12 protein-coding genes and 1 pseudogene are annotated in these 14506 nt (G+C 56.9%); 6 read left to right on the top strand and 7 right to left on the bottom strand.

From position 1 onward, the window contains the following. Positions 1-13: 13 nt before the first annotated feature. Both DU505_RS11950 and gshB read right to left on the bottom strand, forming a co-directional pair. Positions 14-937: a cell envelope integrity TolA family protein gene (locus DU505_RS11950; RefSeq protein ID WP_114479220.1), complete on the bottom strand. Its 924-nt coding sequence runs from the start codon at positions 935-937 to the stop codon at positions 14-16. 43 nt (positions 938-980) lie between these two features. Then, positions 981-1970 carry a glutathione synthase gene (gshB, locus tag DU505_RS11945; RefSeq protein ID WP_114479219.1) on the bottom strand — a complete coding sequence of 330 codons (990 nt, stop codon included), beginning with the start codon at positions 1968-1970 and terminating at the stop codon, positions 981-983. Positions 1971-2135: 165 nt separating this feature from the next. On the opposite strand from gshB, the gene DU505_RS11940 reads away from it, so the two are divergent. Continuing rightward, positions 2136-2681 (top strand): VOC family protein, encoded by a 546-nt coding sequence (locus DU505_RS11940; RefSeq protein ID WP_114479218.1) that lies wholly within the window; start codon positions 2136-2138, stop codon positions 2679-2681. A gap of 40 nt (positions 2682-2721) precedes the next feature. Here the strand turns inward: DU505_RS11940 and DU505_RS11935 are convergent, their stop codons facing one another. From DU505_RS11935 to DU505_RS11925, 3 genes are read right to left on the bottom strand one after another with little or no spacing between them, the layout of a single operon-like run. Further along, positions 2722-3435, bottom strand: coding sequence for a CvfB family protein (locus DU505_RS11935; RefSeq protein WP_114479217.1), 714 nt, complete (start codon positions 3433-3435; stop codon positions 2722-2724). 27 nt (positions 3436-3462) lie between these two features. Further along, positions 3463-4746 (bottom strand): sensor histidine kinase, encoded by a 1284-nt coding sequence (locus DU505_RS11930; RefSeq protein WP_181872810.1) that lies wholly within the window; start codon positions 4744-4746, stop codon positions 3463-3465. A gap of 53 nt (positions 4747-4799) precedes the next feature. Next, positions 4800-5471, bottom strand: coding sequence for a response regulator transcription factor (locus tag DU505_RS11925; RefSeq protein ID WP_114479215.1), 672 nt, complete (start codon positions 5469-5471; stop codon positions 4800-4802). Positions 5472-5944: 473 nt separating this feature from the next. Between DU505_RS11925 and DU505_RS11920 the strand changes: the two genes are divergently transcribed. The 5 genes from DU505_RS11920 (at position 5945) to DU505_RS22865 (ending at position 12293) form a co-directional block, all read left to right on the top strand. Beyond that, complete coding sequence (locus DU505_RS11920; protein WP_114479214.1) at positions 5945-7300, top strand: TolC family protein; 1356 nt, start codon at positions 5945-5947, stop codon at positions 7298-7300. Then, entirely contained in the window at positions 7297-8466 is a 1170-nt protein-coding gene (locus DU505_RS11915) for an efflux RND transporter periplasmic adaptor subunit (protein ID WP_114479213.1), read from the top strand. Before DU505_RS11920 ends, DU505_RS11915 begins: the two co-directional genes overlap by 4 nt. Next, positions 8459-11620 (top strand): efflux RND transporter permease subunit, encoded by a 3162-nt coding sequence (locus tag DU505_RS11910; RefSeq protein WP_114479212.1) that lies wholly within the window; start codon positions 8459-8461, stop codon positions 11618-11620. Before DU505_RS11915 ends, DU505_RS11910 begins: the two co-directional genes overlap by 8 nt. After that, complete coding sequence (locus tag DU505_RS22870) at positions 11614-11940, top strand: response regulator (RefSeq protein ID WP_245947916.1); 327 nt, start codon at positions 11614-11616, stop codon at positions 11938-11940. The genes DU505_RS11910 and DU505_RS22870 overlap by 7 nt, the downstream gene beginning before the upstream one ends. Before the next feature lie 71 nt (positions 11941-12011). Continuing rightward, a complete protein-coding gene (locus tag DU505_RS22865) occupies positions 12012-12293 on the top strand; it encodes a winged helix-turn-helix domain-containing protein (protein WP_245947914.1) in 282 nt (93 codons plus the stop codon). Positions 12294-12623: 330 nt separating this feature from the next. On the opposite strand, the gene DU505_RS11900 is transcribed toward DU505_RS22865, so the two are convergent. Together DU505_RS11900 and DU505_RS11895 are read right to left on the bottom strand one after the other, a co-directional pair. After that, the gene (locus DU505_RS11900) at positions 12624-13517 is read right to left on the bottom strand and encodes an efflux RND transporter periplasmic adaptor subunit (protein ID WP_114479211.1); all 894 of its coding nucleotides are present in this window, start codon (positions 13515-13517) and stop codon (positions 12624-12626) included. A 570-nt stretch (positions 13518-14087) separates the two neighbouring features. Continuing rightward, positions 14088-14506, bottom strand: a pseudogene (locus DU505_RS11895) (aldehyde dehydrogenase (NADP(+))); the annotation flags it as partial.

Here is a 14506-nt window from a genome sequence, read left to right as displayed (position 1 = left end):
TCGTGACTGGACCCTACCGCACGCCGAAATGATTGCCTTGTCCGAACCGCCAGACCCGGGTAATGGAGAGGCTGTCCAGCTCTCCCATGCCGCTATCGAAGGGCCGGTAGGGGCCCGCGCCATGGACGGTATCCAGTGCCGCCTGGTCGAGTTCGGTATGTCCTGACGATTGTACCACCTCCGCCTGACGGAGCTGACCATCTCGTCCAATCACCACGCGGATGCGCAGCTGTCCGTCCAGATGGCGAGGTGCCGGGTGAACCCGGTTGCCGTAGTCCTCTACCCGTCGCGTCCAGTCGTCGATGTAGCGGGCCTCGGCGGCGCGCTGAGCCGCCGGTCGCTGCGCATCGGCAGAAGGCCCGGCCACGTTGGGCGCCAGGCCCTGCTCGCGGATGCTGCTGGTGGCCTGGGCCAGCAGGTCGCGGCCCGATGCCGATGGAGCCGCCGTGGCTGGCGCAGTGGGCGACTCGCTGGCCTGGGGAGCGCTTTCACGAGGCTCGGGCACGACGGTCTCCTCCCGGGCCGCCTCGGCGGACGGAGGGGCCTGCTCCGATGGGATCGGCTCAGGTTCGGCGCGGGCGGCACTGTCCGGCTCCGCCGTGGTGGCCGGGTCCACCGCACTATCCGGCGCTTCCAGCACGGGCATCTCTTCCATGGAGGCAGCCCGTGCCTCGGCGGCCGTCTCATCGGAAGGTTCCCCGGCCGCCTGCTGGTCGGCCTCGGCCATGGCATCGGCCTCGACCGGCTGCTCGGCACGCTGCGTCACCAGTACCACATCCAGGCTCGAACGCTCCGCCGGGGCAGGCGCGAACGGGAACCTGGCCACCACACCGATCAGCATCAGGTGCAGCAGCAGCGCTGCCGACAGCGCCAGCCAGCGGCGATAGGAGCGGGTGACCGGGGCATAGCGAATGGGATCGCTGATGGTAACCGCCATGGTATTCGCAGGCTCTCCTCGTACGAGACATGTGGCTATCTGGCTAGCTGGACCGATCCAGGCGTCGCTCGATGGCGTCCATCAGCAGTCCGGCGATGTCGGTGCCGCGCTGGTCATCGATCTCACGCACGCAGGTGGGGCTGGTGACGTTGATCTCGGTGATGTAGTCGCCGATCACGTCGAGGCCGACGAACATCAGCCCCCGCTCGCGAATCATCGGCTGCACCTGCTCGATCAGCCAGTAGTCGCGCGCGGTCAGCTCACGGGTGACGCCCGTGCCCCCGGCGGCCAGGTTGCCGCGGGTCTCGCCGGCCATGGGCACCCGGGCCAGGCCAAAAGGCACCGGCTCACCGTCGATCAACAGGATGCGGGTATCGCCATCCCGGATCTCGGGAATGTAGCGCTGGGCCATGATCTGTCGCTGGCCACGCTCGGTGAGTGTCTCGATGATCGCCCCCAGGTTTCGCCCTTCCGGCTGCACGTGGAAGATGCCGCTGCCGCCCATGCCGTCCAGCGGCTTGAAGATCACGTCGCCGTGCTCAGCGTGGAAGTCGCGCAGCACCGGCTCGCTGCAGGAGACCAGGGTCGGCGTACAGCACTGCGGAAACTCCTGGGCGAAGAGCTTCTCATTGCAGGCGAGCAGCGCCACCGTAGGGTTGACCACCAGTACGCCCTCACGTTCGGCGAAGCCCAGCAGGTGCACCGCGTTGAGGAAATGGCCATCCACCGGCGGATCCTTGCGCATCAGGATCACGTCGAGCTCGGCGAGCGGGGTGGGTTCCGGTGCGCCCAGGGCATACCAGCGCTCGGGATCGCGAAAGGCGGTCAGGTCGCGCATCCGCGCATGAGCGCGGCCATCCTTCAGGAACAGGTCCTCCTGCTCCATGTAGTGCAGCGACCAGCCGCGCTCCTGGGCGGCCCACAGCATGGCCAGTGTCGTGTCCTTCTTGTAGGAGAGGTCGGCGATGGCATCCATCACCACCCCCACCCTGAGGGCACGTCCGCTTGTCGGCTTGCTACTCGGCTTGCTCATCGGCTCCGGGCTTCCACGAAGGTGATTGGTGTGGGCGAAGTATGCCGCAGGCTCGAGGGCAACACCAAGGTGGACCCGATCTGTTGCGCTTGACTTTGGCCATAACGGTCACTAGATTTAGTTTCATGTGAAACTGTTTCAGCACACCGCCACGAGGCCCATGCCATGATCGATATCCAGCAGATTCATCACGTCGCCTATCGATGCCGCGATGCCAAGGAAACCGTCGAGTGGTACCAGGACAAGCTCAACATGGACTTCCTGGTCGCCATCGCCGAGGACCGGGTCCCCTCCACCAAGGAGCCCGACCCCTACATGCACCTGTTCCTCGATGCGGGCAACGGCAATATCCTGGCTTTCTTCGAGATCCCCAATTCGCCGCCCATGGGACGCGACCCCAACACCCCGGAGTGGGTCCAGCACATTGCCTTCCGCGTGGCCGATGAGGCCGCCCTGCTGGCGGCCAAGGAGGAGCTGGAGAGCAAGGGCGTGAAGGTGCTGGGCCCCACCGAACACGGCATCATCCGCTCGATCTACTTCTTCGATCCCAACGGGCATCGCCTGGAGCTGACCTATGAGAAGGGCACCCCCGCCCAGATGAAGCAGCTTCAGGAAGTGGCCCCGGCCATGGTCGAGGAGTGGTCGAAGACCAAGCGTGCGCCGAAGCACGCCGCCTGGCTGCATGAGGAGGAGTTCAAGGCGCTCGACTGAGCGCCCCTTCGAGGAAGACCGGCTCTGGCGATCCGGGGGGTCAGGCTGGGTCGCTCGTTGCCCCGGGCACCAGGCGAATACCGCTCGCCTCGATGACGATCAGGCGTCGCTTGTAGAGCCGCCCGATGGCCTGCTTGAAGGCATTCTTGCTCACCCCCAGCCGGGCCTTGATCACGTGGGCCGGGCTGGCATCGGAGAGCGGCAGGTAGCCGCCGCTTTCCCGCAGCGCCTTGAGCACCTGCTCCCCCACCACATCGAGCCGGGCCGGCCCCGGCGGCAACAGCGAAAGGTCGAGGCGACCATCCTCGCGCAGCCGCTTGACGAAGCCGGGCACACGCTGGCCCCGGCGCAACGGCCTAGTCACGTCATCCTGGTAGAGCAGGCCCCAGAAGCGATGGTCGACCACCGTCTTGTAGCCGAGGTCGGTGCGGTCGGCGATGACCAGCACGACCTCGTCACCCGCAGCGTAGCCGGTGGCCTCGTCCTGTATGAAGCGGTCGAGCTTCTGGGAGGCCACCGGCCGGCCCTGCTGATCCTCGTAGATAATCACCAGCACCCGCTTGCCGGGCGTGGGCCGGAAACGCTGCTCACCGTAAGGCAGCAGCAGGTCCCTCGGATGCCCCCAGTCGAGGAAGGCACCGGTCTCGTTGACCGTGACCACCTCCAGGTAGGCGACCTGGCCGACCTCGGCTTTTGGAGTGGGACGGCGTGAGCGATCGCCACGTTGCGGGGGATGCTGAGAAGTAGCTGACATATGACCTTCCATGCAGTTAGGCCTTCATTATGGCGCCCTTGAGATAGCATCTACAAAGCCCATGGCTGAACACCGCAACTCGATGTAGATGCGATGCCCCATTGGGCCGGGCTGGTTCGTGTAGGGCCAGCCCAACTTATCGGCCAACTGCTCGGTCAGCTTCAATCCCAGGCCGAAGCCCTGGTCGGTATGGGAAGGGCCGGTGTCGCTATCACGGGCAAGAGCACTCTGCTCATTCTCGATCCACACCTGACAGCCCTCCTGGCGGATGGCGATCTGTCCTTCCCAGGTGTGCAGGAAGGCGTTGCGAATCAGGTTACCCAGTATAATGCGTGCCGGCGCCTCGGGGAGCAATGTGGCGAAGCGCTCGGTGTCGACCGTGACCTCGACACACTTCTCCTCCAACAGGTAGCGCAGCTCCTCAATTACCTCTTTTATCAGCTTGTCCAGATCAAGCTCATGGCTGGGCAGTGGTTCATGTTGGTCGCGGCTCAACCAAAGTAGTGTCTCGGTGAGGTGTTTCATGGTCAGGCTGGCACGCTCCATCCGAGCAAGCACCTGCTCCTGACGGAACGTACTCTCCTCAGGTTCGCATTGCTGCATCTTGCGCATTAGCTCAAGGTTACTTCTGACCACGCTAATAGGCGTACGCAGCTCATGGCTGGCAAACGCCAGGAAACGTTGCTCACGGGCTAGGCTCTCCTGGGCAGAGGAGAGGCTCGAGCGTACCAGGTGGGCCATCTCGTTGAGTTCTGGATAAACAAAATCGGGCGGCAACTCAGCCAACTTGGCCGCATCCAGCGTACGTGCCCATTGGCCCAAGGCGTTAACTGGCCCAGAGACATGGCGCCACAGCCACCATAAGCTGGCAGTAAGCAACAGTACGATGGCCAAGCCAATCGCGATAAGCGCCAGCAGGCGATGAATGGCGTCGAGACTGGCCACTTCATGGTCTGGCGCCATCTCATGTGTCATTCGCATAGCAACATAGAGTGGAAAATCATCCGGCTGAAGGTGGATGGCGATGTTAAGCGCATCGGGCGGGCCTAACCGAGCCCCCTCCACACGCTTGTAGAGAACATTGGGTTCCCGGGGCGGCTGGTCGAACGCCTGGCGAATCTCCTCCGGCATTTGCAGCCAGTCGCGGGTGATGGTGAAGCCGCTGAACTCATTGCGAACGTCATGCTGCGTGGCCGGCACTCGCTCGATAAAACTTTGCGCAGCCTGGGACATGTTGGCCATCATGATATTGTCCATGCCGCGCGTGAAGTAATAAGCGCTGAGCAGCGAATAGCCGATGACCAGCAGCACCCCCAGCGTCAGAAACGCCAGACTAACCAACCATCGGAGGCTTAGCCGGCGTTTCATTCAGGATCTCTCAGGGCTATACCATGTCCTGGCAAGGTGTGAATCAACGCCACTTCGAAGGGGGCATCGACCGCTTGGCGTACATGATGGAGGTGTACCTTGAGGCTATTGCTGTCGGGTATGTTATCGCCCCAGAGGGCACTCTCCAGGGCCGGGCGTGAAATGATCCCCGGCGAGGCCCGCATGAGCGCCTCCAGCAAGCGCCAGCCGATGGGCGAAAGCCTGAGAGACCGACCGGCACGGCGGACGCTGCGCTCGCTGAGATTCATCTCAAGATCTGCGCAGCGCAGCAGCAGAACCTGGCCGCTGCGGCGGCGCGCCAATGCTTTCATGCGCACCACCAGCTCCTGCAAATCGAATGGCTTGACCAGATAGTCGTCGGTGCCGGCGCGAAAGCCATCGAGCATGGCCTCCAGACCGTCTCGTGCGGTAATCATCAATATCGGCCTATCGTTACCCACCTCGCGTAAGCGCTGGCACACCCCAATTCCATCCAGGCGTGGCAGGTTGAGATCCAGCAGAATCACATCATAGTGCGCCCGCTCGATAAGATTTAGCCCAGCGACGCCGTTGCTGGCGTGGTCACAACGGATCCCTTCGAGTTCGAGGTAGTCGATCATGGTAGCGGCGAGATCAAGATCATCTTCAATCAACAGAACATTGAGCATCGCGTATCGCTCCCCCTGAATGGTTGCAGTTTCTTGAATGTACGAGTGACGCTGCGGCTGATGTCATATTGGATCATGAGCAGCACGGAGCTCGTTGAAGCTCGAAACCGCTAGCAGGCTGTCGTTTCCCCCCAGACCTCTCAGCGCAATGATGCCCCCCGAGCCATCAGTTTATACGCAACTGGGCCGGAAGGTTCGAAATTGTCTGCGATGCGACTCTCCGCAACGATAGTCGAAAGTATCTCCTTACCCCGGCAGCCGGTAAGCGTCAACGCTCGTCATCGGCCTGCTCAACGCCATATCTGGGGATATACAAATTTAATTGATGATACCTGAGTTTCTGAAAGGTACTTTTCTCGATCTTTCAACGGGAGAAGTGGTTGGTGGCACTGCAATCTTAACCCTTCTTTAACCCCCCTATATTTAAGCTGTCCATCATTTTCTAAATACCCTATTTTTAGCGGATAAAATTAATGCCAACGCACCTTCTTATTTCGATCTTATTGGCACTCACCTTAGTTTCGGGCTGCTCCAGCGTTGGTGGCCAAAAAGATTACTCTGACCGGGCAAGTATCATGCCAAAGTCAGTGCCTGACTGGTCAGATGATGTTTCGTTAGGTTCTGCCACCCATTTGACGGAAATAATAAGTAGCCAGGAGCTTCAGTCACTGGTTTTCGAAGCTCTGGACAATAACCCCGGACTGCAGAAAACCTTATTGGCTCTCAAGCAGAGCCAAGCTCAGTTGCGCCAAAAACACGGTGATCGATATCCAGAGCTAAACGCCGGATTCAGCGCAAGCAAATCAGAGGATTCCAATACTCAATACGCCGGAACACTGACGCTTAACTGGCAACTGGATTTATGGCGACAGATTGAAGACGGCATTAGCGCGGTAGAACAAAGTCTGTTCAGGCAACAGGCGACCTACCAGGCTGCCAGGGACACGCTGGCAGCCGAAACAATGAGTAGTTGGCTAAGCCTGGTGTCGCAAAAACGCTCCCTGGTGATAGAGCAGCAACGGCTGAACACCTTGGAAAAAAACGAGGAAGTTATCTTGCAACGGTACCAGCGAGGCCTCGGGACTCTAGATGACCTTGACAGTGCCCGTAGCTCAACGTTTAGCACGCGTGCTTCTTTACGCGAGCTGGAGCAGTCAATTCGCCAGGGCGAGCTTGCCCTAAACAGCCTGCTGGGCCGTGTGACCGACGACCAATATCAGGTGCCGGATCAGTACCCCATAGTAGAGCAGCCACTGACCGATTTGCCGGAACAGACTCTGGCGCGTCGCCCTGACCTACAAGCGGCGTGGCATGCCATCTCGGCAGCCGAAAGTGATGCTCGCGTTGCCTACAAGGACCTGCTACCAAGAATCGATATTCAGGCGACCATAGAAGACATATCAAACTCCCCAGGTAATGCGCTACTTAATGACCCAGTCTGGACTTTATTGGGCCAACTCACAGCTCCAATTTTTCAAGGTGGAAAGTTAAAAGCCGCTGCCGAAATCGCCGACCTGGAGAGCGCTATTCAATACCAGGATTATCGCGAAACCCTGCTCACTGCTGTTGAGGAAGTTCGGAATGCCCTGGCCCGTGAACAGGAACTTTCCGAAAGGCAATCCTACATACAGCAAGCCTTGGAAAAGCAGCGGCTTACATCAAGTCGTTATGAGGACAGATACAGAGCAGGTAACGCCACGATCCTGGAGCTTTTGAATGTTCAGGGACAGACCTACGATCTGGAAACACAGCTCGACACCCTTACATTTAACCGCCTCGATAATCATATCACTCTGGCACTCGCCCTAGGACTGGGAGTCACCGAATGAGCCGCAAAGCCATCCGAAACATGACCCTATTGCTGGCCGCAGCGTTTATAGTCGCCGTCTCTATTTATAACATCGAACGAATGGCCGATCACAGTAAAAGCATCCAGCAGATACCACAACCCCAAGAGTCTCAAAGCCCAAATGTTGCCGTGGTAGAGGTGGCAGCTGCCACCCACCAAGCCTATGTCGAGGGAGTAGGAAGCGTCGAGGCCCGATTCGATCTAGCACTGAATAGCCGTGTCAGCGGACAGGTTAAAACAGTACTCGATGATTTTGAATCCGGCCGACTAGTTACTAGTGGCTCCCTTCTCGCCACTTTGGAGGACAGCGAGTTTCGAGCATCTCTAGAATCAGCTCGTGAAACGCTGGCCAATGCTCGTGTCAGTTATCTGGAAGAGCAGCAAGAGTTGCAGCAGGCGCAACAGGAATGGACATCGTCCGGGTTGACGGGAGAACCAACATCGTCTCTCGTACTGCGAGAGCCACAGTTGGCTGCTGCCGAAGCGGCATTGGAAAGCGCACGAAAAGCCGTTGCTGCGGCAGAGGAAAATCTAGACAGCACCCAAGTCAAAGCGCCATTCGACGCCATCGTGGTAAGCCGCGATATTGCTCCTGGTAGCTACATACAAGCTGGCAATGAGATCGGACACTTGTTAAGTGCCGATATGGTGGAAATATCCATTCCGTTGTCCGCGAGCAACTGGTCGATTCTGGCAGACGAGGCTGAATTTTTGTCAGGGGATTACTCGGTGGAGCTGCGCCAAACCGAGACTGGTGAGAGCTGGACCGGGGATGTAGCTCGTGTCGAAAAAAACCTGAACGTTAACACTCGCCAACGGTCGCTGATCGTAAAAATTGAAGATCCGTTAAGCCAAGAAACACCATTATATCCAGGCACTTTCCTTAAAGCCCGAATTCCAGGCCGAGCGGTGGAGGGTTTGTGGCGGCTACCTGCATCAGCGCTGAGTCAACGTGGCGAGATATGGATAGTCACTGAGGATAATTTACTGCAAGCCCATGACGCTAACACCCGGTTCTCCGATCCAGAATATATTTATGTGGTCCCCCCTGATGGGTACCGCGAGGCGCATGTCCTTGTTCAGCCGCTAAGTAGTTACAGCGAAGGAATGAAGGTTGTTCCTCAAAGGGAGCTAACCAATGAGTGATCAACATAACTATAAAGGGGTGATCCCCTGGTTCACCGCCAATCCGGTGGCCGCCAACCTGCTTCTAATACTCATCATCGTCGCAGGCCTGTTGACCGTCGGCGACTTACGCAAGGAAGCCTTTCCAGCAGCCGATCCAGAGAGCATCACGGTTTCGGTCACCTATCTCAGTGGCTCCGCCCAGCAAAGCGAGGAAGGTGTCGCCATAAAGGTTGAGAATGCCCTGGAGGGTGTCACCGGTATCAAAACCATCACAACTACTTCCAATAGCCAGGGCGTTACGGTCACCGTGGAACGGCAGTCAGACTATGACTTGGATACGCTGCTGCGGGATGTCAAAAACAAAGTAGATGCTGTTTCGAATTTACCAGCGAATGCCGAAAAGCCAGTGGTGGAAAAAGATCAGCGAGAATCCCATGCCATCACCCTCCAGCTTTATGGCGATGTCGGTCGTCAAACTCTGCAGCAACTTGGCGAACGGCTGAAGACGGACCTCCTGGCACAGCAGAATATAAGTCGCGTGACTTACTCCGGCTGGATTGATCCAATTATGGCAATTGAGATCGATGAATCAAGGCTACAAGCCTATGGCTTGTCCCTGACGGACGTTCAGGATGCCATCAATGATTTTTCCACGAATGCTTCGACGGCAATCCTTCGTCATGAGCGCCTTTACCTTCAAATAAATGCATCGGAGCAAGCTTACTACGTCACAGAGTTTTCAAAAATCCCTCTAATCGCTACAGCCCAGCAGGGCATCGTCTCGTTAGGCGACGTGGCCAAAATTCGGGATACCTTTAATGATACCACACCAGTTTTGTCCCGTTTTAATGGCCAGAGCAGCCTTGCTTTGGATGTAGTTAGTGTCGGCGATGATGACATTCTGAAAACGGTAGCCGCCACTGCAGAGGTTATCAATAAATGGCGAGAGAGCGGGACACTCCCAGTAGGGGTTGAGCTGGCGAGATGGAGCGACAGCAGTGAAAATATCTCCAGCAGGCTGGCATTATTGGCTGAAAACGCTCTGATGGGAATCGTGCTCGTCTTCCTGTTGCTGGCTATTTTCCTCAATCTGAAGGTGGCTTTCTGGGTGGCGATGGGATTGCCGTTCATCTTCTTTGGAACATTCTTTTTCATGGGAAAAAGCTTTGTCGACCTTAGCTTGAATGAATTCACCACATTCGGTTTTATCATTGCCTTGGGAATCGTGGTAGACGATGCCGTGGTTGTGGGCGAGAGCATTTACGCCGCACGTGAAAAGCATGGCGACACCTTAGCCAATACCATTAAAGGTACAATGGCGGTGGCGGTGCCGACTCTGTTTGGCGTCTTTACTACTGTGGCCGCTTTTGCTGCCTTGTCGCAAATCAGTGGCACGCTAGGACAGCTGTATGCACAGTTTGCAGCGGTGGTCACCATTTGCTTGCTATTGTCCGTCGTGGAATCGAAGCTTATCCTTCCAGCTCACCTGTCCCACCTGCGCACTCATCGCAATGGGGGACGCGGAAACTGGGCCACTCGTGGATGGCAGATGATACAGAACGGAGCGGATCGGTTTTTGGCCTCGTTCAATAACCGCATCTATACACCCCTCATTGAGCAAGCAATAGTCCACCGTTACGCAGTCGTTCTGTTCGGCATCGGCATATTCGCACTGGTAATCTCCATGCCCTTCAACGGCACGGTGCGAACCAGTTTTTTCCCGGATGTACCTGCGCAAACCGTGACGGCCAGTCTAACTATGCAGAGGGATGCAAGCTACGGATTGACTCATAGCGCACTGCGCCAGCTGGAAGCCCAGGCATTCCAGGTTGACGACGCGTTGCGAGCAGACAGCGGCTATGATGAAGTAGCCATTGCTAACCTACAGGTTATCTCCGAAACCGACCAGAACGGCTCAGTGACCGTTGAGTTGGCGGGTAGTGCGCCTTATACATTAGACGAATTTACCCGGCATTGGCGGCACCTGGCAGGCAATCCCGAGGGCGTAAAAACGCTGAGCATCCAAAGTCGTCAAATGATGGTGGATGCGTTGCGCATTGAGCTTCGATCCAGCGACGATGAAGTGCTCAATCGCGCGGGGAGCAAGTTGAGAGAGCACCTTCAAGGCATCGCGGCGATCAGCGGCCTGGATGATAACCTGACGCCCACTCAGCCTCAGCTCAACCTGAAGCTGACTGACCAGGGTAAAGCTCTAGGCATCACGACCGATAATCTGGCAGCGCAGATATACCAGGCGTTCAGTGGCCAGGTCGTTCAGCGTTACCAGCGCAGCGGCGATGAAGTGGAAGTAAAGGTTCGTTATCCGGAAGCGGACCGAGGCAGTGCCGGCGATGTCCTAAGAGCCAATGTCCGCACCTCGTCTGGCCATGTGGTTCCGGTTTCCACTGTGGCGGAAGTAACGTACGGTTTTTCCCGTGATAGCATCACCCGTATTGATGGAAAACGAGCGGTTTACATAACTTCCGACGTGGACAAGGAAACCAGATCCGTGACCGAACTCGTCCGGAGTCTGCAAATGACCGTCGCCAATGACCTGCAAGAACAGTACCCCGGCCTCGATATTCATTTTGGTGGCGAGGCGGAACAGCAGCAGGAAACATCATCGTCCATGGCTGCCATGTTTATGCTTGCCCTGCTCGTGATCTACATGTTGCTGGCAATTCCGCTGAAATCCTATGTCCAGCCCATCGTGATCATGACCGCAATTCCTTTCGGCGTTGTTGGTGCAATTCTGGGCCATTGGTTATATGGCCTCCCCCTGAGCATCTTGTCCATCAATGGTGTTATCGCACTCAGCGGTGTGGTTGTAAACAACAGTCTGCTATTGGTTAGCCAGTACAATCAGGAAGCTCGGCAAGCCAACGATCATAAACAAGCCATGATAACCGCATGCACTAGTCGCTTACGACCGGTACTTCTTACATCGGCCACAACGTTTGCCGGGCTTCTACCGATACTAAGTGAGACTTCAATACAAGCACAATTCCTGATTCCAGCTGCCGTTTCACTGGCTTATGGCATTTTATTTTCTACGGTAGTAACCTTGATTCTAATACCATCACTTATCGCCATTCAGGAGGACATGTCTTTTTTTCTGAAGCGGTTGATGACAGGTGGCGCAGATAGCGAAGGAGACCAAAAGCCATGTTAGATGTGTTGTTGGTCGAAGACGATTATGACCTGGCTACCACCGTGGCGCAGTACCTGGAACTTGAAGGCATTCGATGTGATCACGCCAGCAACGGCGTTAGAGGGCTTCAACTTCTTCTGGACCATGACTACGACGCACTCCTGCTAGACCTCAATCTGCCAAGGCTTGATGGGCTTACGCTTTGCCGGAAGCTGCGGGATATGGGGTATGATATCCCAGTACTTATGTTGACTGCGCGGGATCAGCTCCAGGACAAGCTAGATAGCTTTCGTTCTGGTACTGATACTTCGTTACCAAACCATTTATGCTTGACGAACTAGTGGTTCGGGTGCATGCACTTACTCGTCGCCGGAGTGGCCAGGCCCGGATTTTGCGCTACGGTGAGCTGACAATGGATCTGAACAAACGAGAGGTTTGTCGCGCAGGCCGCCCTCTGAAGCTGTTCCCTACAGGTGGGAAACTGCTGGAGGCACTCTTGAGAGAAGCACCTGCAGCCATATCCCGGCAGAAGCTGGAGGCAACCATATGGGGGGATAGCTTACCTGACAGCAGTGCATTGAAAGTTGACGTTCATCTTATACGCAAGGCAATAGATATTGGTTTTTTGTTCCCCATGGTCCAGACCGTACCCGGTTACGGTTTTGCGTTGCGAGATAGCGATGATCAAACTTAACTGCAGCCTCCGAGGGTCGCTGGCCCTTGCGTTTGCTACCATCGCCCTGACACTCGTCATGGGATAAAGCTTTTTGTCCGTTCAATATTTCCTGAAAGGCATGGATACTTCTTTTACCGACAACATGGTTCGAGCTGCTATTGCTGTCAAAAACGATAAAGGGCATGCCGAAGCCAGCGACTTGGAAGGATACACGGTAACTCACGAGTGCCTGGACCAGCCCCATTCGATCGTTTCAGCAGTGTCCACTCCGCCCAAAATTCTAACTGACTTCAGAAGATAAATTTAGATGGGGCGAAAGAGGAGGTAGATCAGTTGACGGTGCCCTCATCAACCATTAAATGCATCGGCGCCAACCTCCAGCGCATTTACCGTCATGCCTGGCCGATAGCTGTTCAGGGGTCGCATTATGACCTGCTGGGGGGCGTCTACCAGGTGCTCGGGAACTGATACGTAGATTGCCTCCTCATCTACGAACAACACCTGTGCCGCAAAGCTGTCCAATGTGCCATCTTTATGCACATACCAGACCTCACCATGCTGACTCAGTGACGCGGCTGGGATCTTCCAGACTCCCGGCATGCTACGCCCGGTCAAATTGACTTCGACGAAGGTGCCAGGCAGCAAGTCCAGCGACCGTTCCAGGGGTCGGTCTATGGCGACAATCAGCGAGCGCTCGCGGGTCTCGTCGAGTTGACACTCGATGCGCTGCACATAGCCCAGCCAACGCTCCCCCGTCTCGACCTCGATCAATTCAACTGGCCAGCGCGCCTCGGTCAGTGCCAGATCATTAGGCAGCTTTCCCCATGCGCTGGGCGATAAAGGCACGGCTACCTCGACACGATCAATTCTATAGAATGCAGCAATCTCGCTGCCTGCTTGATCGTAGCTACCCAGTGCCTCCTGGCGAGCCAGCAGCGTGGCCTGCGCGACTTCGTGGCCCGTTTCAAAATCTTTAGCCAACTCGCTCATTTGGTCCGATACTTGAGCGACGAGAGTCAGTGCATCACGAGACCGCACTTCGCCGTATCCCTTCACACGTGCTTTGTGACGTGCCGCCGCCACATGCAATACAGCCACGCTGGGAGGCGAGATCAACGACGGTGACGCCGGGAGCGCGCGCTCGACATCGCTGCGTATCGCATGCAAAAGGTAACCGGCCACCACGGCAGCGAAACCCAAAACACAGATTAAGAGCAGAAGCAGTGCGCGTTGACGGATCATGTGGAGACTCCAGGCCCAGTGCCAAGCCAAGGCGACTCGATTGGCCAGACATTCATAGATGAATAGGCCCTGCGTCGCCGCACCCCAGCAAACTCGATCGCTGCGTAGACAGCCTGCAAATCATTCAAGACCAGCCATACGATGTGGTTCAGCCAGACATAAACAGAGGTCATAGACCACTGACTCCAGTAACCAGCACACGAGTAGCGCTGATAGTTTCGACAACCCTAAAGGCATGGGGGTTAACATGTGGTTATGGGCGGTAAGAAAACAAAAAAAGCCGCCCCAGACGGGGCGGCAAAGGGGAACGCATCCACTCGCATGAAGGATGCGATAACAATTTAGCGAGGATGGCGTTAAGAAAGGGTTAAGTAACGAGCAATTTGACAATAGCTGGCCAGACCAACGATATCGAAATGGCTGTCACCGTACTAGCGAAGCAATTATGGCTTGTTAAGTAGAAGCTCGGCTTATACCAATATTACCAAGAAATTCCAGCGCACTAATTTGTCGATCAACACAGCAAATGCCACACGAAGATAGGTGAGTACCAGGCACAAGAGTCTGACGTCAACCCTCGCGCTTGCCATCCACCAGCCGCGACACACCCCAGGGGTTGCCGTCCTTGAGCGGCGCCGGCAGCAAGCCTTCCGGCAGCGCCTGGTAACACACCGGGCGCAGGAAGCGGAAGATCGCCGCGCTGCCCACCGAGGTGGTGCGGCTGTCGGAGGTCGCCGGGTAGGGCCCGCCGTGAACCATGGCGTGGCACACTTCGACACCCGTCGGCCAGCCGTTGGCCAGGATCCGCCCCGCCTTGCGCTCGAGAATGGGCAGCAGGCCCTTCGCCACGGCGAGATCGCCGTCGTCTATCTGCAGGGTAGCGGTGAGCTGGCCTTCGAGCTGGGCCGCCACGCGCTGCATCTCCTGCGCGTCCCGGCACGCGATCACCAGCGAGGTGGCGCCGAACACCTCCTCCTGCAGTTCGGGCT

This window comes from Billgrantia montanilacus, assembly GCF_003336675.1.
Classification (GTDB): domain Bacteria; phylum Pseudomonadota; class Gammaproteobacteria; order Pseudomonadales; family Halomonadaceae; genus Halomonas; species Halomonas montanilacus.
The sequence above is the reverse complement of the archived record's forward strand: the minus strand, read 5'-3'. Positions and strand labels throughout refer to the sequence as shown.

What these genes read in the sequence shown, in the direction of transcription:
- DU505_RS11915 (WP_114479213.1), top strand. Translation starts at nt 7,297, where the DNA reads ATGAGCCGCAAAGCCATCCGAAACATGACCCTATTGCTGGCCGCAGCG.
- DU505_RS11925 (WP_114479215.1), bottom strand. Translation starts at nt 5,471, where the DNA reads ATGCTCAATGTTCTGTTGATTGAAGATGATCTTGATCTCGCCGCTACC.
- DU505_RS11950 (WP_114479220.1), bottom strand. Translation starts at nt 937, where the DNA reads ATGGCGGTTACCATCAGCGATCCCATTCGCTATGCCCCGGTCACCCGC.
- DU505_RS22865 (WP_245947914.1), top strand. Translation starts at nt 12,012, where the DNA reads ATGGATCTGAACAAACGAGAGGTTTGTCGCGCAGGCCGCCCTCTGAAG.
- DU505_RS11935 (WP_114479217.1), bottom strand. Translation starts at nt 3,435, where the DNA reads ATGTCAGCTACTTCTCAGCATCCCCCGCAACGTGGCGATCGCTCACGC.
- DU505_RS22870 (WP_245947916.1), top strand. Translation starts at nt 11,614, where the DNA reads ATGTTAGATGTGTTGTTGGTCGAAGACGATTATGACCTGGCTACCACC.
- DU505_RS11910 (WP_114479212.1), top strand. Translation starts at nt 8,459, where the DNA reads ATGAGTGATCAACATAACTATAAAGGGGTGATCCCCTGGTTCACCGCC.
- DU505_RS11940 (WP_114479218.1), top strand. Translation starts at nt 2,136, where the DNA reads ATGATCGATATCCAGCAGATTCATCACGTCGCCTATCGATGCCGCGAT.
- gshB (WP_114479219.1), bottom strand. Translation starts at nt 1,970, where the DNA reads ATGAGCAAGCCGAGTAGCAAGCCGACAAGCGGACGTGCCCTCAGGGTG.
- DU505_RS11900 (WP_114479211.1), bottom strand. Translation starts at nt 13,517, where the DNA reads ATGATCCGTCAACGCGCACTGCTTCTGCTCTTAATCTGTGTTTTGGGT.
- DU505_RS11920 (WP_114479214.1), top strand. Translation starts at nt 5,945, where the DNA reads ATGCCAACGCACCTTCTTATTTCGATCTTATTGGCACTCACCTTAGTT.